The organism is Rheinheimera sp. KL1 (assembly GCF_001275035.1).
Taxonomy (GTDB): domain Bacteria; phylum Pseudomonadota; class Gammaproteobacteria; order Enterobacterales; family Alteromonadaceae; genus Pararheinheimera; species Pararheinheimera tangshanensis.
On record NZ_LAMX01000013.1, the window covers coordinates 41,829 to 62,618 of the forward strand.

A 20,790-nucleotide genomic window follows, 5' to 3' on the forward strand; every position below is an offset into this window, starting at 1 on the left:
TTTGATTTTAAATGTAAATTTAATTTATTTTTCATATATTCTGAAAAATTAAGTTCGATTTTTAAACAAGGGTCTTGTTATTTGTCAAAATTATTATATGCTGAATTGAAAAAATGACAACGCTGTCAATTCGGTTTTTGATGAAATAATGGGCTGAAACAGGTGGAAGCATAATCAGACTGGATTAATGCTGACCAGCGGACAATGCAATGAGGTTGGTAGGATGACTACAGCAGTAGGCTATGATGGCCCATTTTATTTAGGTGTAGATGGTGGCGGCAGTAAATGCCGGGTAATCATAGTTACAGAAGACAACCAGGTCATAGGCGAGGGCTTATCTGGTCCTGCGAATCCATTACGTGGCATGAAGATCGCCACTGACTCTATTCTTGCCGCTACTCAGCAGGCTCTGACTTGCGCGGGTATGGCGTTTAAAGATATGTCCAAACTGATTGTTGGTGCAGGCTTAGCTGGCGTCAATATGCCTGAGTACTATCGTATTTTCTCCGAATGGCAGCATCCGTTTCAGGAATTACATTTAACCAGCGATTTGCATGTGGCCTGTATTGGTGCTCATCATGGCGGCGACGGTGCCGTCATTATTGCCGGAACCGGCTCATGCGGTTTGGCTGATGTCAAAGGTCAATTGATTGAAGTCGGCGGCCATGGTTTCCCTTATGGCGATAATGGCAGTGGCGCCTGGATCGGCTTACAGATGGTGCATCATGTGCTGTTAGCCAAAGATTTCTTAGGCCCTCAGACTTTACTGACCGATTTGTTATGCAATGAATTAAAGCTCAGTCAAACCTTGGCTTTGGTTGATTTCTTTATGCATGCCACTCCAACCACTTATGCCAAATATGCGCCTCTGGTATTTACTGCCGCAGAGCAGGGGGATCTGCTGGCTCAGCAAATAGTACAGCAAGCGGCTGCTCATATCAGTGCGATAGCCCAGCGTTTATTAAGTATTAATCCACCCCGTTTGTCCTTGATTGGTGGTCTGGCGCATAAGTTACTGCCTTATCTGGCTTCAGAGGTGCAGCAAAAAGTGACACCAGCTTTGGCTGCTCCTGAATTTGGCGCCGTCTGGTTTGCTAAACAACGTCAGCAAAAAGCTCAACGAATTTCTTAATCTGTTTGTTAACTACTAGCTGTGAGTACTATCAAGATGACCCGAACCATTATGGCGCAGGAAGCTGCAGAAGCACCAAGCCGGATCCGCGAACAATTAGCTGCCAATGCCAGTCGTATTGCTGAGATAGTAGCGCTTATCAAGCAAAAGCAACCGCGTTATGTCTATATGGTCGGTCGCGGTTCCTCTGATCACGCCGGTGTATTTGCCAAGTATCTGATTGAAATTGAAATAGGTTTACCTGTTGCAGCCGCAGCACCTTCTATTGCCAGCGTGTACAACAAGCAACTGGATTTAACAGGTGCATTGGTGCTGGTCATTTCTCAATCAGGTCGTAGCCCGGATATTCTGGCTCAGGTGGCGATGGCCAAAGCAGCTGGAGCTTTAGTGGTTGCCTTGGTCAATGATGAAAGCTCGCCTTTAGCTGCACAAGCCGATCAGATTATTCCATTGAATGTGGGTGCTGAAAAAGCAGTAGCTGCCACCAAAAGTTACCTTGCGACCTTAAGCGCTTTATTGCAGCTGGTCGCGGCCTGGTCTGGCAACAGCCAGTTGCAGGATGCGGTGATTGGCCTGCCAGAATTACTTGAACGCGCTATTGAATTGCCAGCTCAGCTCACTGCACAGTCATTGCAAGGCGTTGAGCATTTAGTGGTGTTAGGTCGTGGCCCAGGTTATGCGATTAGCCGCGAAATTGCGCTGAAACTCAAAGAAGTCTGCGGTATTCACGCCGAAGCCTTTTCCAGCGCTGAGTTCCTGCATGGTCCTGTGACTTTAGTCAAAGATCAGTTTGCTATTGTTGATGTCAGCATAGCGGATGAAGCCAATGCCGCGCATCAGGCACAAGTTGCCGAAGTGCGCAGCCGCGGTGCTCGTATTGTGCATTTGCATCACGCTGACTTGTTATCGAATCCACGGGTATTACCACTGGCTCTGTTGCAGCGTTTTTATCTGGATGTTGAAGCTGTGGCTCGTAGCCGTGGCGTCAATCCGGATGCGCCTCCGGGCCTGAATAAAGTCACTAAAACGGTCTGACGAGGTTCTGATGCAACAGATTTCAGTAGCACGGCTGTTTGACGGTCAAAACTGGCAACAGAATGTGACTTTGACTATTAAAGCGGGTCATATTGATTCGATTCAACCAGCCACTGGTCCGGTTCTGTCAGGCTCGCTGATGCCCGGTTTTATTGATGTGCAGGTCAATGGTGGTGGTGGTACTTTATTTAACACTGACACCAGTATTGAAGCGCTGCGTACTATGGTCAAAGCCCATGCGCAGTTTGGCAGCACGGCTTTATTACCTACAGTGATCACTGATTCTGTGGCCGTGATGCAACAAGCCGCGGCTGTGATAGCTCAGGCTATTGCCACCAAAGAACCCGGTATTATAGGTGTGCACTTCGAAGGCCCACATTTGTCCGTACCCAAAAAGGGTGTGCATCCGCAGAACTTTATCCGTCCTTTATCCGAAGCTGAGTTAGCCATTTATAAACGCACCGATCTTGGTATCAAGCTGGTCACAGTGGCGCCTGAAACTATCAGCCTGAACAAATTAAAGAGCTAGTCAAAGCCAATGTCATTGTCTGTTTAGGCCATAGCAATGCGGACGCAGCCACAGCACAGGCTGCTTTGGCTGCTGGAGCTACAGGTTTTACTCACTTATACAATGCCATGTCACCTTTAACCTCGCGTGAACCTGGCGTAGTAGGTGCTGCACTTGCCGATCCACATAGCTGGTGTGGCGTAATTTTAGATGGTTTGCATGTGCACCCACTGGCAGTAAAAGTGGCGTTGGCGGCTAAACCCAGAGGCAAACTGCTGATTGTCACAGACGCTATGTCACCTGTTGGCACCAATCAAACCGAGTTTGATTTTTTTGATGGCAAAGTGATTCGGGATGGTAACAAGTTAACCAACTTAAACGGCAACCTGGCGGGTTCTGTGCTCGATATGGCCAGTGCGGTGTGTTATGCCGTGGAGGAGCTTGGCCTTGAGCTTTCGGAAGCTGTGCGTATGGCGTCTTTGTATCCGGCTGAGTTTTTAGGTATCAGCGCTGAGCGTGGACAAATTAAGGTGGGAGCCAAAGCCGACCTGGTGTTATTAAATGACAACGGCCTGGTACAGCAGTGCTGGCTGGCAGGTTACCCTTTTATCGAACAGTAAAATATCCAATAAATTCAACATAATAATTATTAAAGCAACAGGAAGGAATTATGGAAATGACAGTTGAAACTTCCAAGGCGCGCAGTAGCGTAGTGCCAATGGCTGTAGTGGCCATGCTGTTTTTTGTGCTGGGTTTTGCTACCTGGCTGAATGGCTCTTTGATGCCATATTTAAAGCAGATGCTGCAACTGACCCCTTTGCAGGCATCACTGGTGGTGTTTTCATTTTATATAGCCGTGACTTTTACGGCTTTGCCATCGGCCTGGTTGATCCGAAGGGTCGGCTACAAAAATGGTATGGCTTTGGGCATGGCGGTGATGATGCTGGCAGGGCTTTTATATATTCCTGCCGCACAAACTCAGACCTTTGGTTTATTCCTGTTGGCTCAGTTGGTGATTGGTGCGGGTCAAACCTTATTGCAAACCGCTGTGAACCCTTACGTGGTGAAAATAGGCCCGGAAGAGACGGCGGCAGTGCGTATCAGCATTATGGGTATCCTGAATAAAACAGCTGGTGTTGTTGCCCCTTTAGTTTTTACTGCTCTGATTGTCAGTGGTTTTACTGCACCAGTGGGAACAGTGCTGAATGCTGAACAAATTGACGCTATGGCGGCCAGTCTGGTGTTGCCTTATCTGGGGCTGGCGGTATTTTTAGCTTTACTTGCTTTGGCTGTGAAGTATTCACCTTTGCCTGAGTTGGAAAAAGAGTCTGATACCGGCACTGGTATCGACCAGCTAAAAGCTGTACTGGCAAAGCCCGCGCTGGTGTTGGGTGTATTGTCTTTGTTTGTTTATGTGGCTGTCGAAGTGATAGCTGGAGATACCATAGGTTTATTCGCTTTATCGCTTGGGGTTGAACGCTACACTGTGATGACCTCTTATACCATGGCCTGTATGGTGCTGGGTTATATCTTAGGCATCGTCTTGATCCCTCGGGTGTTGTCACAACAAAAAGCTCTGGCTGTTTCTGCGGTGTTAGGTCTGGCGCTGACACTGGCTATAGTGTTAGGCGATAGCAGCTCTTATCTGATTGCCAACACTTTATTAGTGCCATTTGGTGGCACCGCCTTACCCGATACCTTGTTATTTATCGCTATTCTTGGTTTAGCCAATGCCATCGTCTGGCCTGCGGTTTGGCCTCTGGCCTTATCTGGCCTGGGAGCTTTAACCAGTATAGGTTCAGCTTTGTTAATTATGGGCATTGCAGGTGGCGCTTTTGGCCCGCTGTTCTGGGGACTTGCCAGCAGCACAGGTCTTGGGCAGCAGGGGGCTTATCTGGTGATGTTGCCTTGTTATGCCTTTATCCTGTTTTATGCCATCAAAGGCCATAAGTTAACGAGTTGGAACAACTCCTGATGTCAGCCCCACGTTTTTATGCGCTGGATGCTTTACGGGGTTTAGCCATAGCTTTAATGATCCTGGTGAATACGCCAGGGTCATGGCAGCATGTCTATAGTCCGCTGTTGCATGCGCCCTGGGACGGTTTTACCTTCGCTGACATTGTGTTCCCTACCTTTTTATTCGTCGTGGGCGCAGCGATGTTTTATTCGCTGAAAACCACAGTGTTTTCTAAGCAAAGTTTCTGGCGCATCAGTAGCCGGGCTTTAAAGCTGATTGGCATTGGTGTGCTGCTGAATTATGTGCCTTTTAGTGTTGAGCTGACTGAGCTGCGTTTACCCGGCGTGTTGCAGCGTATAGGTTTGGCTTACTGGTGTGCTGCGTTATTGGTGTTAAGTGTCAAACGCAGTTATTTGCCTTTTATTGCCTTAGCTTTGGTGTTGTTGTATTGGCTGGCTTTAGTCGTGGGTGGAGGGGAGCAACCTTATAGTCTGGAGCACAATCTGGTACGGCAATGGGATCTGGCCATTTTTGGTGCTGCACATTTGTATCAGGGGTTTGGTGTGGCTTTTGATCCTGAAGGCCTGTTAAGCACTTTGCCTTGTATTGTGGCTGTGTTGATAGGTTTTGCGACAGCTTCATTTTTACAGGGCAAGCAACACAATGAAGCGTTACGGTTATTGTTGTTATCCGGGCTCGCTTTTGTGATTTTAGCTATGTTTTGGCAACTACTTTGGCCGGTCAATAAAGCCTTATGGTCTGGCAGTTATCTGGCGTTGAGCAGTGGTTTAATTTTGTTGCTATTGGCTATTCTGGTCTGGGGTATTGATATCAAAGGCTGGACTGCTCTGGCAGAACCTTTAAAAGTGTATGGGACTAATCCGCTATTTATTTATATCTTGTCCTGGCTTTGGGCCGTGCTGATTGGTCAGCTGATCTTGATTCCCGCTGAGGCAGGTTCAGTATCGCTGTATCAGTGGGGCTTTGAGCAGTTAGCTATGATTTTCCCTGCAAAACTGGCATCTTTTGTGTTTGCTGTGCTGCACGTGATAGGGTTTTGGTATCTGTCGTTGCTGCTGTATAAACGCAATATAGTGATAAAGCTGTAAATGATGGGGTCGTATGACCCCATTTTACTCTGAGCCGAATTCGTTAGAATCTGTATTCCCAGGTGGTGGCTGCAGCTACTTCGTCCGCGCCTTCAGGCAGTAATGGCGATTGATCCAGATAACGCAGCTGCAGGCTCAATAAGCCATTAAAAAATGGCCGTCTGTGTTCAGCTTTCGCCTGCCAGCTTTGTTCACTGTTGCCAGCCGTATCATAATAATTCGCCAGATACAGATGGCCTGACCAACTAATACCATCATAAGTCTGGTAATGATAACCGGCACTTAATACCCTGGCATCTTTGCCATAACCACTGCCAATCACCCGACCGTATCTGCTGTAACCTTGAGGATATAACTCGCCCTGATAGGCGCAATCACCTTTAATGACTGAATCGGGACAATCAATATAGGTATCTGAGTACTCCATATTGACGGTATGAATGCCTGAGCTGTTGCCCCAATAACTGCGTATCCCTGCCAGTAATAAAGGATTGTCTGGCAAGTCTTCGGCGTTATCGTCATCAGCCAGCTCGACGTAAGCAGTCAGAGGCTGGTTCAACAGATTAAAGTGATAACTTGCGTCTATAGCAGCCCTTTGATCGGAGTTAGCACTGGCTTCATCTTTATTGACCACCATGTCCCACCAGTCGCCAAAGCCATTATTTTTTCCCTGGCCGCCCCACTGACTAACTCTGGATACACCCAGCTCCAAACTTGCCGTAGGGCTGAAGTTAAAACGTCCACCCCAGTAGCGGGTTTGGCTTACTGGACTTTGATGTTCACCTAAACCAAGAAAGGTGGTAAAACTCCATGGTCCTAACCAGTTCAGCACTGGCAAATCTATCGCATCCCAGCCATGACGACTTAAACGCACAGAAGGCAAAGGTCTGGCATTATTGCTTTGTAGCAACGCACTTTGTTGACCAGGACCCCACCATGTACTGACTTGGTCTACAGACAGTACCCAGTTTCCCAGCAAAGCAGCTAAATAGCTGTTGTCGTAAGTGAGTTCCTGTTCAGTGCTGCCGTCATGTAATTTGCGATAATGTACCTCTGAGCGACCTGCAAAGATGTCATTCTGAAATTCGCTGAATACTGTGACGCTGGCTTTTTCTGAATAAGCTTCACCAAAACTCTGAATACCCATTTCTTCCGAGTTGGCTTTGAGTTTAATGCCGGCCGTTTTGTCGCTTTCATTAACATTTAATGCTTTGCGCACATGGGCCAGCGCAAATTTAACTTCTTCGCTATAACGACGATTAGGGACTTTAGCGAGGTCTTTGGCAATGTTCTTCCACATCAGTGGATAGGTATTGACTGGACCACTGATTAAACCTGCATGAGACAAGGTTTGTAGCGACTGACGCAGGTAGTTGTCCTGCGTATCCATCCAGGGCGTGGCCTGAGCGGATAGAGTAAATAAGGCCAGACTAAGGGCACTGAACTGAAGTTTTTTCATGACGACTAAAATCCGTGTTTTTAACTAAACCGCAGTGAATTTCTGTTTTAACGCAAGTTCCACATGAGAAGCGACAAAACGGCTGATATCACCGCCATGGCGGGCAACTTCTTTCACTAAAGTGGAAGAGATAAAGGTATTTTTTTCTGAAGGGGTCATAAACAAACTGTCTAGATCCGGATTTAACTGACGGTTCATGCTGGCCAGCTGGAACTCATATTCAAAATCAGCCACTGCCCGTACACCACGCAATAACACCTGAGCCTGGTTCTGTTTGGCAAAATCAGCCAGCAAGCCTGAAAATCCAACTACGGTCACATTCGGAAGATCGGTAAAACACTGTTCTGCCAGTTGCACCCGCTCAGCCAGACTGAACAAAGGTTGTTTACTGGGATTGGATGCGACCGCTACTATCACCTGATCAAATAAACGTGCAGCCCGTTGTACTAAGTCGCTGTGACCATTGGTTAATGGATCAAAAGTACCGGGATAAATTGCTTTAGTTTTCATTGTTTTGTGGTCATCCCTGCTTTTTTATACCCAAAATAACTGGCGTTACAGCGAGGCGACAAATGCGCGAGCCCCCGTGAGCATAGTGATCCTATGTGACTGGGGCCAGAGCACGCAGTCAACAAAGCTGCAGCTTCAACTAAGAAGGGTATACCAGACTAGAGTTTTTAATCGAATTGGCGTTACTATAGCAAATTAATAAAAAATAAATAAAAAAAGAAATACGCGGATGGACAAGAAGCTACGGACGAAAGACAAGATACTGCAAGCCAGTATCGAGTTATTTAATCAGCAGGGTGAACGTTGTATCACCACCAATCATATAGCAGCGCATTTGGGCATTAGTCCGGGCAATCTGTATTACCACTTTCGCAATAAAGAAGACATAGTGCGGAATATTTTCCGTGAATATGCCAAGTTGCTGGAAAACAGGTTACAGCCGCCGAGTCAGCCTTCTGAAGCGTTGGACTCGTTAGCCCAATATCTGGATGTGGTATTTGAGCTGATGTGGCGTTTCCACTTTTTTTACGCCAATTTGCCAGACATTTTGTCACGTGATCCGGCCCTGCAGCAGGATTACTTAACAGTACAAAAGGCTGTGTTGGCAAAAGTAATTTCAGTGTTAACTGCGTTAAAGAAAGCCGATGTCATAGCAATAGATGACGCTGACATGGCAAATTTTGCCCATACCATCAAACTGGTAGTGACTTTCTGGATCAGTTACTTAAAAACCCAAAAACCACAAAGCACTATGAATAAAGAGCAGGCCTACCTCGGGGTGTTGAAGGTCTTGTTGTTATTCAAACCTTACGCCACAGCTCAGGCTTTGCCGCGCATAGAAAAACTGCAGCAGCATTATCAGTCCTTGTCAGGTGAACAAACCCTTGAATCGTCCTAGTGGCAACTATTTGCTACGCAACTAATCCGATCTGCAGCCTTTTCTGACAGAAAAGCGCTGCATCCCTTACGCTTAGTGATTACAATACGGCGGTTTTTACCAAGTCCCTCAGCCTCTTTTGGAGACAGTTATGCGAACGACTCCTTTCCTTGCACACTTACAACAACAAATAGAAGACGTAAAAGTGCAGGGCCTGTACAAAGCTGAACGAGTGATAAGCTCTCAGCAACAAGCCGCCGTGACTGTAGGTCATGAGCAAGTACTGAATTTCTGCGCCAATAACTACTTGGGTTTAGCCAATAACCCAGAACTGATTAAAGCCGCGCAACAAGGCCTGGATTCTCACGGTTTTGGCGTGGCCTCTGTACGTTTTATTTGCGGTACTCAGGATATTCACAAAGAACTGGAACAAAAAATCAGCGGCTTTTTAGGCACTGAAGACACCATTTTGTACTCCTCCTGTTTTGATGCCAATGGTGGTTTATTCGAAACCATTTTAGGTGCTGAAGACGCGGTGATCTCCGATGCGTTAAACCATGCCTCTATTATCGATGGCGTGCGTTTATGTAAAGCCAAACGCTACCGTTATGCCAATAACGATATGGCTGAATTAGAAGCTCAGTTAAAACAAGCAGACGCTGATGGCGCCCGTTTTAAACTGATCGCGACAGACGGTGTATTTTCGATGGATGGCGTGATTGCCGATTTAAAATCCATTTGTGATTTAGCCGACAAATACAATGCACTGGTGATGGTGGATGACAGCCACGCTGTAGGTTTTGTTGGTAAAAATGGCCGCGGCACTCATGAATACTGTGACGTGCTGGACCGTGTCGATATTATCACTGGTACTTTAGGCAAAGCTTTAGGCGGCGCCTCCGGTGGTTATACCTCTGGCAAAAAAGAAGTGATTGAGTGGTTACGTCAGCGTTCACGCCCTTATTTATTCTCTAACTCTTTAGCGCCTTCTATTGTTACAGCCTCTATTAAAGTGCTGGATTTACTGGCCAATGGTGATGCGCTGCGCGCTAAATTATGGGGCAACGTCAGTTACTTCCGCGAAAAAATGTCAGCCGCAGGTTTTACGCTGGCAGGCAAAGATCACGCTATTATTCCTGTGATGTTAGGTGATGCCAAAGTCGCAGCTGAAATGGCGCGCCGTATGCTGGCTGAAGGCATTTATGTAGTGGGATTCTCATTCCCTGTTGTGCCCAAAGATCAGGCGCGTATCCGCACTCAAATTTCGGCTGCACATAGTAAAGAACATTTGGATAAAGCCATCAGCGCTTTTATCCGTATTGGTAAAGAAATGGGCGTAATTGCCTGAGGACGCCATGATGAAAGCATTAGCAAAATTAAAAGCAGAACCGGGCATTTGGCAAACCGAAGTGGAGATGCCAAAAGTAGGTCCAAATGATGTTCTGATTAAAATCAAAAAAACCGCTATTTGTGGCACAGACGTGCATATCTACAAATGGGATGAATGGGCACAAAAAACTATTCCTCATGGCATGGTTGTGGGCCACGAATATGTTGGCGAAGTAGTGGACATGGGCTCTGAGGTGCGTGGTTTTGCCAAAGGCGATCGTGTCTCAGGTGAAGGCCATTTAGTTTGTGGTTTCTGCCGTAACTGCCGCGCGGGCCGTGTGCATTTATGCCGCAACACCATAGGCGTAGGTGTCAACCGTGAAGGCTCTTTTGCTGAATACCTGTCTATTCCGGCTTTTAACGTCTTTAAAATTCCGGACAATATTCCGGATAATATTGCTGCTATCTTCGACCCGTTCGGTAACGCAGTGCACACTGCTTTGTCTTTTGACTTAGTAGGCGAAGACGTACTGATCACTGGCGCTGGCCCTATCGGCATTATGGCTGTGGCTGTTGCCCGCCATGTTGGTGCCCGCCATATCGTCATTACAGACGTCAATCCATACCGCTTAGAGTTGGCGCGTAAAATGGGTGCAACCCGTGCTGTAGACGTCAGCAAAGAAGATTTAAAAGACGTGATGAAAGAGCTGGGCATGACCGAAGGTTTTGACGTAGGTCTGGAAATGTCCGGTGTGCCTTCAGCCTTCCGTGGCATGTTAGACACCATTAACCACGGCGGTAAAATTGCCATGCTGGGCATTCCACCTTCAGATATGGCAGTGGACTGGAACAAGGTTATTTTCAAAGGCCTGGTGATCAAAGGTATTTATGGCCGTGAAATGTTTGAAACCTGGTACAAAATGGCCAGCTTAATTCAGTCCGGTCTGGATTTAAGCCCAATTGTTACCCACGAAATGCCAATGGAAAACTACAAGGAAGGTTTTGAGATCATGTGCTCAGGCCAATCCGGTAAAGTGATCCTGAACTGGTAATTTTATAAGGGCAGAGCCTTGGCTCTGCCCCTCTATCTCTCCGCTGTTTCCCGCTTGGCATCATAAATGCGATCTGTTATCATTTGATAATCATTCTTATCTGAACTCGTTACAGCTCCAATGATTGCCCTGACTTTTGCTCTGCTGTTTTTGACATTGTTCTTATTTGGCCGTGGTTATTGGCAGCATATAGCTTTGCCAAAATTACAGAACCAGCGTTTGAAACTGCAACTGGTGCGGGTAAAACGTCAGGGCCAGTATCTGAAATTATGGCTGCAGCATCCGGATGGCGTGTTATTACCTAAGGCCAAAGCGGGTCAGCATATTCTGCTGTACGGTAAAGACTTGCAGGGCAAACCTGTCAGTCGGGCTTATTCATTGGCGCAGGATTGCAGTCAGCAGCGTTATTATCAACTGGTGATCAAAGCGGAGGCGGATGGCCGTTTAAGTCAGGCGTTATTCCAACAGTTAAACGTAGGTGATTTAGTCGAAAGTTCTTACCCACGCGGCCATTTTTTATTAAACCGCTCGCGTCAGCCTTTGGTGCTGGTGGCCGGTGGTGTCGGTATCACGCCAATGCTGGCGATGGCCTATGCCGCTATCCGGCAAAAACGTCAGGTGTTTTTGGTGTATCAGGCCCGTCGTCTGGAAGATATCGTATTTTATCCGTTACTGCGCCGTTTGCCCCGCTTACAACTTCGTATTGCTTTGACTCAACCACCAGCAGGCTGGCAAGGTTTTAAAGGCCGCATTGATGCGGGCTATTTATATAAACTCGCTGGCCCTCAGGCTCAGTATTACTTCTGTGCTTCGGCCAAAATGGTGGAGCAGTTGATTTATGATTTGGGCATTTTAGGTGCGCAAAATTGTTATGCTGAGCTCTTTAGTGCATCAGCAAGCGAACAAAGTTTCCCTATAGAAATCAATGGTATATTTGCCGATAGCCAAGGCCATAAGTCAGTGCTGGACGCAATTCTGGCCGCTCGTGTGCCACTGAATTACGACTGCAAAGGCGGCTCTTGTGGTCTTTGTAAAGTGCGGGTTGTACAAGGTCAGTATCAGCAGGTGCTGGAGCCCAGTATCAGTTGTGGTGGAGATGAAGTGCTGGCTTGTTGTATTCAGCCGACTTCGGCTTTGGTGTTAAGAGCGGATGTTTTGTCTGATGAAATATCAGCGGAGCAGTCGGCAGCTTTGGTGACAGTTACGAGCAGTCATTCCTGAGGTGAGTCTTGAGCCTTGTTCGGTCTAATATTTACCTTGTATATGTTATGAATTTGAGTTTATCCCCTCCGGGTGGGGTTACTTTCTTTTGCTTCGCCAAAAGAAAGTAACCAAAGCAAGAAAGTGCAGGAAGCACTTTCTAACAGGCGAAGGCTGGCCCGCAGGGTGAATTGCAGGATGCAATTCATAAAAGGCGACCCCAGGTCGCAGCGACAACGCTTGCGTTGAACAGCTTTAGTTGGCCCCGAAGGGGTACGAACGAAGTGAGTATAAAGCCGGGCCCAAAATCGTAAATTCACCAACGCCGCGGTTTGGGGCTGACATGGAGCACCAGCGGAATGGCGGTCCCAGTCGAAGGCGACAACACCGCCTTGTTATTCGACGGTTTAAAATTTAATTACTGGCTCAATAAAAGATTTTTTATAAGGTTTACATTTGCAGTTTGAATGGAACATTTCCAGCGTCTTGACTGTTAATGGAAGCTCTTGATCAAATTTCGACAAACAGAAATCACAGTGTTCATTAGTTCCTGCGTTTTTCAAAATAAAGGTTTTCACAAAATCAGCTTTGAGGGCCTTTATGAAGCTATCATCCCAAGCTTTATCACAAGAAGCTTTATAGTAAATTCTCTTTAAGCTGTTCTGAATGGATTTTGCCCTTTGTTCATCAGCACCAAATATTTCTTCAATATCCTTCAGGTCGAGTTTCTTCTCATGGTTTAGGTGAGAAAGTGAAACTTCATACTTTGACTCTGGAATATCTGAACAATTAAGCTCTGACAAAAAGTAGGAATTTATATCCCGAAACTCTACCTGAAGTTGATATTCTCTTAAAAGTAAGTTTTTTATTTTCTTAAGCATCGTAAGTAGTTCTTTGCACTGATTACGCATAACGTCGCCGTGCCTGGCCTTGTTAATTCAATTGCACCTGATAAAAATCAAGACTTTCATCATTGAGGCATTCATCGAGTAGTCTGCTCCATTTTTCGCATGTTGTCTTCCATTGCTGGCCTTCAAACTGCTTTTCATTTGCTGATCTCTCAAATGTTTCAGAGCCTTTTTCTTTTGCCAACTTTCTCAAAATTGCTTCGCTTTCTTTCCAAGAGTTTAAATCGGAGCGTTTTCTGATAAAGAAAAAGTCTACCGCCGCACGAACAAGTAAAACCATACCAATTTCTTTTTGACGATTATCCAGGCACTGCTTTAGCGATAAAACAAATTGTTTTGGGATATCTTCAAGCTCCGTTGAGAGTCCTAACCCACCGAAACCAGGACAACTAATTCCGATCAATGCACCAATATCCTGACGCTGATTCACTGGTAGGGATTGGTACCATTCGATAAATTTTTCTAGTGGCGACCCCATGCTTTCTCCAATGAAAGAATTAACAATTTAATAGAAGGTTTTTTGCCCGCAAGTCGGAGATTTTCACGCCTTCTTTCCTTAATTTAACTCAAATCAAACTAGCGTTTATGTAACTCTATTTCAACAGATTTTTCTGAAATCAGTAAATTTGCGTCCGGCAAAATTTATACTGGCAGTACGCTAGTTGTTCTTGAATTACTGAAGCTGGCACCTTGGGAGTTTATCCAGCAGTTTGTGCTAATAAAGGTAGTGATGAATCGGTATGTACCACGCCGAATGTTCACAATTGGCATAAAGTGAAGATACAAAGGAGCTACGGGAAACGGCCGGACAACTGCGTTAGCAGACCCTGTCCAGCATGGATGCTGGACAGGAGCCTACAGGGATGTATCTACGGCGAGTCTGCGTTGCAGTTGACCGCGCTGTTTGAGTCGAATCTCTGCGGGTCAATGTTCAGATAAGTCTGAAATATGATCTAAAGCCCCACGCAAAGTCGCCACTAAATCCGCTGCTTTTTGCTGTAAACGCAATTGCTGGAACAAAACCTCTGCTTCCACATACTGTAGCTTGAGATAACTAAACCATTGTTTGATGCGATTGGAGTAATACAGGCCTTTGTCGCCCGCAATTTCATAGTCTGAGTACTGTAACAGCAGCTCTAGCACTTGGGGCCATGGCATTTTTTGATGAGTGCCATTAGCAAAGTGCTGCTTGATATCACGGGCTAAGCCAGGGCTTGCTAAAGCGCCACGGCCTAACATTAAATCTGTGCTGCCGGATTGTTCTAAACATAAAGCTGCATCTTCTGGTGTCCAGATTTCACCATTGGCCACCACATTTAAAGGTATGGTCTGGCGAATTTTCTCTATCCAGGGCCAGTAGGCAGGTGGCCTGTAGCCATCACTTTTAGTGCGGGCATGTACTGTCAGCTCGCTTGCTCCGGCTTCATAAATAGCGCGGGCGTTGTCGAGTGTCAGGCTGGTATCGTCAAAACCTAAACGGATTTTAGCTGTGACAGGAAATTGCGACGGTACTGCGTCACGTACTGCTTTAATAATCTGGTATAGGGTTTCGGTTTCTTTTAGAAGCACGGCGCCGCCGCGGCTTTTATTGACTGCTTTGGCCGGACAGCCAAAGTTCAAATCGACTCCCGGAGAGCCCAATTGCACTGCTCGTACGGCATTTTCGGCCAGCCACTCTGGTTCCTGACCCAATAACTGGACCCGCACCGGTACGCCGGCTGGAGTGACACCGCCTTGCTTTAATTCAGGGCAAATACGGGTAAAGACCCGGTTTGGCAAAAGTTGATCGACCACCCGGACAAATTCAGTGATGCATAAATCAAAACCACCAATACGGGTTAACATATCCCGCATTAAGTGGTCCACCACACCCTCCATTGGGGCTAATACAATACGCATCTTTATAAACTCTTCAGAATAAAAAACGGGAGCCTAAGCTCCCTGTCTCAAGCGTGGTATCTGTTCGGCACACCTTGCTGCTGCAGATAGTCGCCTAAGTCGTGCAAGGCCAGTTCGTCCAGCTCCAGAATATCCAGAATAGTGGCTTTATGCTGCTCCCATTCCTGATCTTCGTCTAAATCCAGCAGCACTTTGTTTTCGTCCGTCATGTGCTCCGCCAGTTTCAGCAGGGCAAACAGCCGTTTTTCGTAGATATCATTGGATGCCAGGATCAGCGCGTGGCTGTGGTGATAGGCAATCACATTGGTCAGCTCAGGTGCTAAACCCCAGGACTGCGCAATCATATAACCCAGCAATTCGTGGGTGGTCTGGAAATTCTGATCTTCAGCATCAGACATACTGTAACCCGCCAGGTGAGCTTGTTTCAGCACTTTGGCGTAGTCTTTAAACTGGCTGCTGATCAGCAGCATACCGGCATTATGGAATAAACCCAGGCTGTAAGCATCGTCAGCGCAATCTGTGCCATAACGTAATTGCTGAGCTAACAGGGTTGCGGCATTGGCGACATTGCCGGCGCTTTGCCACAGGTTTTCAGTAAAACGGTCGGTGCGGCCTTCACTTAAAGTAAAACGCAGCACCACAGAGCTGACTAATTTAATCACCCGGTTTAAACCTAAAAACTTACAGGCATGTTCGACCGAGCTGATTTTTCGGCGCAAACCAAAATAGACGGAGTTCACTACCTTGAGGGTGAAACCAGCAATACCCAGATCCTGATTGATCAGCTCAGCAATGCGCTTGATGTTCGGATCATCACTTTCAATTTCTGCTTTGATACTTAATAAAACAGTCGGCTGAGGGGGAATAGTAAAGCCACTTAATGCTTTTTCTACCTCGGCCATATTAATTGCTTTTGCCATGCTGCTATTCCGGCGAACTGAGTGATGAAATAAAGTGCCTATAGTAAAAGGCCTGCGCTGAAAAAGCAAAACGGGATCCGACGATCCCGTGCATACAACCGAGGTTTCAGGCCTTTTTCAGTTGTTTTTCCAGTTTTTTCAGCTCAGTTTGCAGTTTGTCATCATCCTGCTGCTGGTTTTTGATCTGTTGCAACAAGTCTCTGGCTTTATCCTGTTGCTGTTGTAACGAATAGATCTGAGCCAGGCGCAATTGTGCCCAGCTGAATCTGGCGTTGTCACTATCCTGATAAAAGGCTAAATAGTTCAGCAGCGCTTGCTGGCCTTCTTTGGCGTTTTGTTCAGCTGTCGCAGCCAGGCGGCCCAGTTGATAGTAATAGCTTTGCTGCTCTGACAAATCTGTCGCAGCAGCTGCGGCTTTTTGGTACTGCAGAAAAGCCTTTGAAGCTTGATTATTTAAACTTAGCAAGTTGGCATAAGTGCCCAACAGAGCAGGGTGCTTTGGATGCTGTTGCAGCTGCTGCTCTGCAAGGCCAATAGCCTCTGCTAGTTTGTCATCGTCCATCAACAGATCAATGGTCGCTAAGGTGCCTTCTGGCTGATGTTTTTCTGCCATAGCTTTGGCCAGTCTTGTTGCTTCTTCCGTGTCGCCACCTGCAATAGCAGGAGCTTGCAGATAAAACCCAATCAAGCTGTGTTGAGTTTCCAAATCGCTAGGGTCTGCTGCCATGGCCTGTTTCAATAAAGCCAAACCGGCCCTGGCATAAGATCCCGCAGAGAAAATACTACTCTGTTGTGCCAGATTGAACTGATTTAATGCGGCAAGGCGCAGCAGTTCTGCATCTTGCGGATACTGTTGCAACGCCTTCTCTGCCAGTAGCTCGGCTTGCTCAACCTGGCCCAACCCCAGCATACTTTTTAACTGCAGCACTAAGATGTCTCGGGCAGGCAGTTGAGTGTCCTGCTCAAGTTGCTGCTGTAGCTGACGGAATTTATCTTGCTCGAGTAATAAATCATAGGTGCTTAAGTCGCTGGCAACTAAGGAGAAACTGCTGACAGCAGCGAAAAGATACAAAGTTTTCATCATGGTTCCTGTGCTCTGGGTTAACCCTTATTGAACAGGAGTTGTACTACGACTCACAATAGGCCGAAGGTCACTTTTTCCGGCGGCAACGCTCTGAGCAATATTTCACTTCAGGCCAGTTTTTTTGCCATTTTTTTCGCCAGCTGAAGGCCAAGCCACAGCAGGCACAGATTTTTTGTGGAAGATGAAGTTTATGATGGGTCATACAGGCTCCGTTTGAGCAAAATACGGAGCCCGCAGGGAAAAAGATCGCTTAAGAATCTAAATAAGGACGGCCTGACATCATTTGTTTGGCCAGTTGCGACTCTGCTTCGGCGTCGTTCAGTTCTAACGTCGCAAATTGCACATCAAACTGAATTAAATCATCGTCAGGTAACAATTGCGCTATCAGTTTGTCCGGCACCTGACCGACCTGACGATACGCGTTAATCGCCACCTGAGCTGCTTGCTCCATTAGCTGGAAAAATTGGCCTAATGGAAACTGCTGGAATATTTCCGCGTCCAGTTGCGCCCAACCTAATAAATCTCCGCTGATACTGCCATCGGCGTGGTCAGTAAATAACATGGACACAGCGGGAAAAGGTGGATTTTCACCAGATTGATAGCTGTCCAGATCCTGCTCGTCAAACACCAGTATAAAACCAAATCCCGGGCAGCCCTCAGCATCCATATCATCAAAGGCAGGATCGTAAATTAAATACAAGGGACTATCTGACATGAGTACTCTGTTTCCAAACCAACAAGGCGCGCTATTTTACCTAAGCTTGGGCTATAGCTAAAGCTGTAATTGTTAACTTGGTGTTTTAATGCGTTATTTAGCCGGTTTGGCTGGTTGTTTCTTCGCCAGTTATCCGCTGTTCAGCGGATCCTGAGTAGTCTGCGGTACTCAAGCTGGCTTGGCTGGGCTACAATCGCGATATTGATGTGGATCTGAAGTTGTAAAGGGAGTGCCCTATGAGTGAGTTCAGTCGTATTTCAGTCGCTACAGCGCTGGAGCAAATAGAGCAGCATAAAGCTGTGGTGGTGGATATTCGTGACGAGCAAAGTTATGCCTCTGGTCATATTGCCGGTTCTTTTCATTTAACTAACGGCAGTTTGAATCAGTTTATGCAACAAACTGAGTTTGAAACTCCGGTGGTCGTAGTCTGTTATCACGGCAATTCCAGTCAGGGCGCTGCCCAGTATCTGGCACAACAGGGTTTTGAAACCGTCTTTAGTATGGATGGTGGCTTTGAGGCCTGGCGTTCGCAACTGCCTTTTGTCACCGAATCTCATGATTAAAATTGGTGAGTTTGCTTCTTCTGCTGCGGCTTTGAGTCTGGCAGATTATTGCAAAAATCAACAACTGGATGTCAGTGTGGTGGTGCATTCTGCAGCGCAGGCTGAGCTTTGGTGTGCACCAGAGCATGCAGAGCAGGTGATGGCTGAGTTAGAGCGTTTTTTAATGGATCCTTACGCAGCTCGTTATCAGGCTGCAGCCTGGGATAGAGCTCAAGTCGTAGCCTCTGGTGCCGGCTCTGCCGCGTTCTCCGGGTATTGGCAACAGTTATGGGCTCAAGGTGGCTGGTTCACCCATCTGATTTGGTTATCCGTTTTGTTAGTGTATAGCTGGCAACAACTGGACCCCTGGTCGGCGTTGGCAGCGCTACAGCTTCAGCCACAACTGGGGTTAAGTCTGGAGCAAGGTTGGCGCTGGTTCACGCCGGGCTGGCTGCATTTTTCAGCGTCCCATTTGGTCTTTAACCTGATTTGGGTTTGGTATTTACTTGGACCGCTGGAGCTGAAATTAGGCCGTATTACCGCTATCAGTCTGACTCTTATTGTATTGTTGGCTTCCAATCTGCTGCAGTTTGTTGTGGTCGATGCTAACTTTGGCGGTATGTCTGGCCTGGTGTACGGACTCTTTGGTTTTTATTGGATATGCGGTTTAGTCAGACCAAATTGGGGTCTGCACATCAGCCATGCTTTAGTTGGCTTTATGCTGATTTGGCTTTTGATTGGCTTTTTTGATCTGTTATGGATTTCGATGGCAAATTGGGCGCATCTGGCTGGTTTATTATCTGGAATGCTTTGTGCTGTAGTGTTAGTTACTGCAAGTAAAGTTCTCACCATACAGCGCTGACAGTACGGTGAGTCTGGGCTGTTAGTGGTACAGGTACTTAGTAAACAATACGTCTTTTAAAATATCCTGGCCTGTCTCTTTTTTCAGCGTATCACGCAGTTGATTCAGAATTTTTAATCGAATTTCTTCACGACCTGTTAATGATTTAATAGTGTCAGCATTTTCCCGACCAAAAATGGCGACAATTTTATCCAGGATCAATGGCTCATGGTGGGTCACCACGTCCAGATACTTTTTATCCATAATCATTAATTCCATAGTCACCCGCACATAACCTAATTCTTCCGTCGTAGGCGTGACATAGTTGGTTACTATATCTGGGTCAAAACCATAATAAGCATAATTCGCCTTCATCGGCGTATTGGCTGCATCCTGAGCCCAAAGATTTTGACTCAACAATAAAAAAACAAAACAAGTCAGCGCTTTTTTCATCCGGTTTACTCTTTCATTTTTATCAAACATCCAGAAAAGGATCTTACCCGAAGGTCAGGCGTTAAGCTATCAAAGCAGGCATTTCTTTTGCCAATCGTAAGCGTTGTGCCACCATTTTTCCGGTTAAGGCAAAACCCAGTAACACACCGGACCGGTCTTGAAACCTGGCAATCCAATCTAGTCCTTGTCCTTCAAAAGTCCATTCCCCTTGTTGTTGTGATGGCGCTGGCCAACTGACCACAGCTAAAGCTGGTGATTTCACTATCACAGGCATAACAGGAAATTGCACCGCAGTCTGTTGTCCGGTCAAAGTCAAAGCCAAAGCTTTGGCCGACAAACCGATAGGCTGAATATACATCAGGTTATAACCACAAACCTCAGCACAATCGCCCAAAGCATAGATATCAGCCACCGAAGTTGCCAGATTTTGATTAACCTTGATGCCTTTTCCACAGTCGAGCCCCGCTGCTGCGGCCAGTTCCAGTTTTGGCTTTAAACCTACTGCGCTGAGGATCAGCTCTGTTTCCAGATGACGGCCATCGGCCAAAACTAACTGGAGCTGCTGTTCAACCCGTTTCGCTTCCGCTATGGCGCTGCCCCAATAAAACTGGACGCCTGCCGCTTTTAATTGTTGTTGTAACACCTGGCCTAATTCAGGCGGCAGCAGTTGTGCTAAAGGTTGCTGTTCCAGTGCTATCACGTCAACCTGAAAACCTGCGAGGGCTAAATCATTAGCGTATTCAATGCCAACCAAGCCTGCTCCTAACACGGTGATTTTTCTCTTCCCCTGACTTAGCTCTAAAAACTTTTGGTAATCTGTTAAGTCATTCACAGACCAGACCAGGCCTTCAGTCGCAGCAGGCAGTGGTAGTTTGACGGGGCTGGCTCCTGTTGCCAGTACCAATTGTTGATAATGCAACAGGCCTTTATCCGTATGTAGCTGATGCTGTGCCGCATCAATACGCTGTGCATGACAAAACGACCAAATGCTGATGTTCAGCTCGGCAGCCATCTGTTCTGCTGTTTTTTGGATAAGCGCAGCTGCGCTTTTTTGTTTACTAAAGCCATTTGATAACAAAGGTTTAGAGTAATAATCTGCGCTATCGCTGCTGATAAGCATAATAGTTCGGTTCGGATCTAACTTACGCAGTTCTTTAGCCAGGCTGTAACCGGCGTAACCGGCTCCGATAATTAAGGTATGGTAATGGATCATCACTGAAGGCAATCTGACGAAAATATGCCGCTATGGTAATCAATTTT

Annotated in this window: 23 protein-coding genes; 12 read left to right on the plus strand and 11 right to left on the minus strand. The window is 46.6% G+C overall.

Translation table 11 applies throughout. The features are described from left to right. Positions 1 to 223 precede the first annotated feature (223 nt). Genes nagK through WH43_RS06490 form a run of 6 tightly spaced genes read left to right on the plus strand, consistent with a single transcriptional unit; the run spans position 224 to position 5,741 of the window. Positions 224 to 1,132, plus strand: coding sequence for an N-acetylglucosamine kinase (nagK, locus tag WH43_RS06470; RefSeq protein WP_053423819.1), 909 nt, complete (start codon positions 224 to 226; stop codon positions 1,130 to 1,132). 36 nt (positions 1,133 to 1,168) lie between these two features. Continuing rightward, the gene (gene nagB-II / locus WH43_RS06475) at positions 1,169 to 2,167 is read left to right on the plus strand and encodes a glucosamine-6-phosphate deaminase NagB-II (protein WP_053423820.1); all 999 of its coding nucleotides are present in this window, start codon (positions 1,169 to 1,171) and stop codon (positions 2,165 to 2,167) included. A 10-nt stretch (positions 2,168 to 2,177) separates the two neighbouring features. Beyond that, complete coding sequence (locus WH43_RS20415) at positions 2,178 to 2,696, plus strand: amidohydrolase family protein (RefSeq protein ID WP_286049536.1); 519 nt, start codon at positions 2,178 to 2,180, stop codon at positions 2,694 to 2,696. A gap of 14 nt (positions 2,697 to 2,710) precedes the next feature. Further along, positions 2,711 to 3,295 (plus strand): amidohydrolase family protein, encoded by a 585-nt coding sequence (locus tag WH43_RS20420; RefSeq protein ID WP_286049552.1) that lies wholly within the window; start codon positions 2,711 to 2,713, stop codon positions 3,293 to 3,295. 56 nt (positions 3,296 to 3,351) lie between these two features. Further along, positions 3,352 to 4,650 (plus strand): N-acetylglucosamine MFS transporter NagP, encoded by a 1,299-nt coding sequence (gene nagP / locus WH43_RS06485; protein WP_053423928.1) that lies wholly within the window; start codon positions 3,352 to 3,354, stop codon positions 4,648 to 4,650. After that, positions 4,650 to 5,741, plus strand: coding sequence for an acyltransferase family protein (locus tag WH43_RS06490; RefSeq protein ID WP_053423821.1), 1,092 nt, complete (start codon positions 4,650 to 4,652; stop codon positions 5,739 to 5,741). Before nagP ends, WH43_RS06490 begins: the two co-directional genes overlap by 1 nt. Positions 5,742 to 5,784: 43 nt before the next feature. Here WH43_RS06490 and WH43_RS06495 read toward each other — a convergent pair whose 3' ends face one another. Further along, the gene (locus WH43_RS06495) at positions 5,785 to 7,200 is read right to left on the minus strand and encodes a capsule assembly Wzi family protein (RefSeq protein ID WP_053423822.1); all 1,416 of its coding nucleotides are present in this window, start codon (positions 7,198 to 7,200) and stop codon (positions 5,785 to 5,787) included. Positions 7,201 to 7,224: 24 nt separating this feature from the next. Then, on the minus strand, positions 7,225 to 7,710 hold the full coding sequence (coaD, locus tag WH43_RS06500) for a pantetheine-phosphate adenylyltransferase (RefSeq protein ID WP_053423823.1): 486 nt from the start codon (positions 7,708 to 7,710) through the stop codon (positions 7,225 to 7,227). A gap of 229 nt (positions 7,711 to 7,939) precedes the next feature. Between coaD and WH43_RS06505 the strand changes: the two genes are divergently transcribed. The 4 genes from WH43_RS06505 to WH43_RS06520 all read left to right on the plus strand — a co-directional run bounded on the left by WH43_RS06505 (position 7,940) and on the right by WH43_RS06520 (position 12,189). Next, positions 7,940 to 8,608 (plus strand): TetR/AcrR family transcriptional regulator, encoded by a 669-nt coding sequence (locus WH43_RS06505; RefSeq protein ID WP_053423824.1) that lies wholly within the window; start codon positions 7,940 to 7,942, stop codon positions 8,606 to 8,608. 130 nt (positions 8,609 to 8,738) lie between these two features. Beyond that, positions 8,739 to 9,935 carry a glycine C-acetyltransferase gene (locus WH43_RS06510; RefSeq protein ID WP_053423825.1) on the plus strand — a complete coding sequence of 399 codons (1,197 nt, stop codon included), beginning with the start codon at positions 8,739 to 8,741 and terminating at the stop codon, positions 9,933 to 9,935. Positions 9,936 to 9,942: 7 nt separating this feature from the next. Further along, positions 9,943 to 10,968 (plus strand): L-threonine 3-dehydrogenase, encoded by a 1,026-nt coding sequence (tdh, locus tag WH43_RS06515; protein ID WP_229670223.1) that lies wholly within the window; start codon positions 9,943 to 9,945, stop codon positions 10,966 to 10,968. Between the two features lie 120 nt (positions 10,969 to 11,088). Beyond that, a complete protein-coding gene (locus tag WH43_RS06520) occupies positions 11,089 to 12,189 on the plus strand; it encodes an FAD-binding oxidoreductase (RefSeq protein WP_053423827.1) in 1,101 nt (366 codons plus the stop codon). A 386-nt stretch (positions 12,190 to 12,575) separates the two neighbouring features. Here WH43_RS06520 and WH43_RS06525 read toward each other — a convergent pair whose 3' ends face one another. From WH43_RS06525 to WH43_RS06550, 7 genes are all read right to left on the minus strand, one after another. Next, on the minus strand, positions 12,576 to 13,079 hold the full coding sequence (locus WH43_RS06525; protein ID WP_053423828.1) for a hypothetical protein: 504 nt from the start codon (positions 13,077 to 13,079) through the stop codon (positions 12,576 to 12,578). A gap of 22 nt (positions 13,080 to 13,101) precedes the next feature. Next, positions 13,102 to 13,554: a hypothetical protein gene (locus tag WH43_RS06530; protein ID WP_053423829.1), complete on the minus strand. Its 453-nt coding sequence runs from the start codon at positions 13,552 to 13,554 to the stop codon at positions 13,102 to 13,104. 446 nt (positions 13,555 to 14,000) lie between these two features. Beyond that, positions 14,001 to 14,975, minus strand: a complete 975-nt coding sequence (locus tag WH43_RS06535) for a tRNA-dihydrouridine synthase (protein WP_053423830.1) — start codon at positions 14,973 to 14,975, stop codon at positions 14,001 to 14,003. A gap of 47 nt (positions 14,976 to 15,022) precedes the next feature. Beyond that, a complete protein-coding gene (locus tag WH43_RS06540; RefSeq protein ID WP_053423831.1) occupies positions 15,023 to 15,895 on the minus strand; it encodes an HDOD domain-containing protein in 873 nt (290 codons plus the stop codon). A gap of 106 nt (positions 15,896 to 16,001) precedes the next feature. Further along, positions 16,002 to 16,976 carry a tetratricopeptide repeat protein gene (locus WH43_RS06545; RefSeq protein ID WP_053423832.1) on the minus strand — a complete coding sequence of 325 codons (975 nt, stop codon included), beginning with the start codon at positions 16,974 to 16,976 and terminating at the stop codon, positions 16,002 to 16,004. 70 nt (positions 16,977 to 17,046) lie between these two features. Then, positions 17,047 to 17,181, minus strand: coding sequence for a DUF2256 domain-containing protein (locus WH43_RS19770; RefSeq protein ID WP_082335703.1), 135 nt, complete (start codon positions 17,179 to 17,181; stop codon positions 17,047 to 17,049). A gap of 48 nt (positions 17,182 to 17,229) precedes the next feature. Continuing rightward, entirely contained in the window at positions 17,230 to 17,694 is a 465-nt protein-coding gene (locus tag WH43_RS06550; RefSeq protein ID WP_053423833.1) for a hypothetical protein, read from the minus strand. A gap of 236 nt (positions 17,695 to 17,930) precedes the next feature. On the opposite strand from WH43_RS06550, the gene glpE reads away from it, so the two are divergent. After that, a complete protein-coding gene (glpE, locus tag WH43_RS06555) occupies positions 17,931 to 18,257 on the plus strand; it encodes a thiosulfate sulfurtransferase GlpE (RefSeq protein ID WP_053423834.1) in 327 nt (108 codons plus the stop codon). After that, positions 18,250 to 19,098, plus strand: a complete 849-nt coding sequence (locus tag WH43_RS06560; protein WP_053423835.1) for a rhomboid family intramembrane serine protease — start codon at positions 18,250 to 18,252, stop codon at positions 19,096 to 19,098. The genes glpE and WH43_RS06560 overlap by 8 nt, the downstream gene beginning before the upstream one ends. A 21-nt stretch (positions 19,099 to 19,119) precedes the next feature. On the opposite strand, the gene WH43_RS06565 is transcribed toward WH43_RS06560, so the two are convergent. Together WH43_RS06565 and WH43_RS06570 are read right to left on the minus strand one after the other, a co-directional pair. Next, positions 19,120 to 19,530, minus strand: a complete 411-nt coding sequence (locus WH43_RS06565) for a flagellar basal body-associated protein FliL (protein WP_082335704.1) — start codon at positions 19,528 to 19,530, stop codon at positions 19,120 to 19,122. A gap of 61 nt (positions 19,531 to 19,591) precedes the next feature. Continuing rightward, on the minus strand, positions 19,592 to 20,743 hold the full coding sequence (locus WH43_RS06570; RefSeq protein ID WP_053423836.1) for an NAD(P)/FAD-dependent oxidoreductase: 1,152 nt from the start codon (positions 20,741 to 20,743) through the stop codon (positions 19,592 to 19,594). Positions 20,744 to 20,790 lie beyond the last annotated feature (47 nt).

Coding starts and splice junctions, on each gene's coding strand:
- WH43_RS06490 (WP_053423821.1), top strand. CDS start 4,650: ATGTCAGCCCCACGTTTTTATGCGCTGGATGCTTTACGGGGTTTAGCC.
- WH43_RS06535 (WP_053423830.1), bottom strand. CDS start 14,975: ATGCGTATTGTATTAGCCCCAATGGAGGGTGTGGTGGACCACTTAATG.
- WH43_RS06520 (WP_053423827.1), top strand. CDS start 11,089: ATGATTGCCCTGACTTTTGCTCTGCTGTTTTTGACATTGTTCTTATTT.
- WH43_RS06525 (WP_053423828.1), bottom strand. CDS start 13,079: ATGCGTAATCAGTGCAAAGAACTACTTACGATGCTTAAGAAAATAAAA.
- WH43_RS06540 (WP_053423831.1), bottom strand. CDS start 15,895: ATGGCAAAAGCAATTAATATGGCCGAGGTAGAAAAAGCATTAAGTGGC.
- tdh (WP_229670223.1), top strand. CDS start 9,943: ATGATGAAAGCATTAGCAAAATTAAAAGCAGAACCGGGCATTTGGCAA.
- nagB-II (WP_053423820.1), top strand. CDS start 1,169: ATGACCCGAACCATTATGGCGCAGGAAGCTGCAGAAGCACCAAGCCGG.
- WH43_RS06510 (WP_053423825.1), top strand. CDS start 8,739: ATGCGAACGACTCCTTTCCTTGCACACTTACAACAACAAATAGAAGAC.
- WH43_RS20415 (WP_286049536.1), top strand. CDS start 2,178: ATGCAACAGATTTCAGTAGCACGGCTGTTTGACGGTCAAAACTGGCAA.
- WH43_RS06545 (WP_053423832.1), bottom strand. CDS start 16,976: ATGAAAACTTTGTATCTTTTCGCTGCTGTCAGCAGTTTCTCCTTAGTT.
- WH43_RS19770 (WP_082335703.1), bottom strand. CDS start 17,181: ATGACCCATCATAAACTTCATCTTCCACAAAAAATCTGTGCCTGCTGT.
- nagK (WP_053423819.1), top strand. CDS start 224: ATGACTACAGCAGTAGGCTATGATGGCCCATTTTATTTAGGTGTAGAT.
- WH43_RS06530 (WP_053423829.1), bottom strand. CDS start 13,554: ATGGGGTCGCCACTAGAAAAATTTATCGAATGGTACCAATCCCTACCA.
- WH43_RS06565 (WP_082335704.1), bottom strand. CDS start 19,530: ATGAAAAAAGCGCTGACTTGTTTTGTTTTTTTATTGTTGAGTCAAAAT.
- WH43_RS06495 (WP_053423822.1), bottom strand. CDS start 7,200: ATGAAAAAACTTCAGTTCAGTGCCCTTAGTCTGGCCTTATTTACTCTA.
- WH43_RS06570 (WP_053423836.1), bottom strand. CDS start 20,743: ATGATCCATTACCATACCTTAATTATCGGAGCCGGTTACGCCGGTTAC.
- coaD (WP_053423823.1), bottom strand. CDS start 7,710: ATGAAAACTAAAGCAATTTATCCCGGTACTTTTGATCCATTAACCAAT.
- nagP (WP_053423928.1), top strand. CDS start 3,352: ATGACAGTTGAAACTTCCAAGGCGCGCAGTAGCGTAGTGCCAATGGCT.
- WH43_RS06560 (WP_053423835.1), top strand. CDS start 18,250: ATGATTAAAATTGGTGAGTTTGCTTCTTCTGCTGCGGCTTTGAGTCTG.
- glpE (WP_053423834.1), top strand. CDS start 17,931: ATGAGTGAGTTCAGTCGTATTTCAGTCGCTACAGCGCTGGAGCAAATA.
- WH43_RS06550 (WP_053423833.1), bottom strand. CDS start 17,694: ATGTCAGATAGTCCCTTGTATTTAATTTACGATCCTGCCTTTGATGAT.
- WH43_RS06505 (WP_053423824.1), top strand. CDS start 7,940: ATGGACAAGAAGCTACGGACGAAAGACAAGATACTGCAAGCCAGTATC.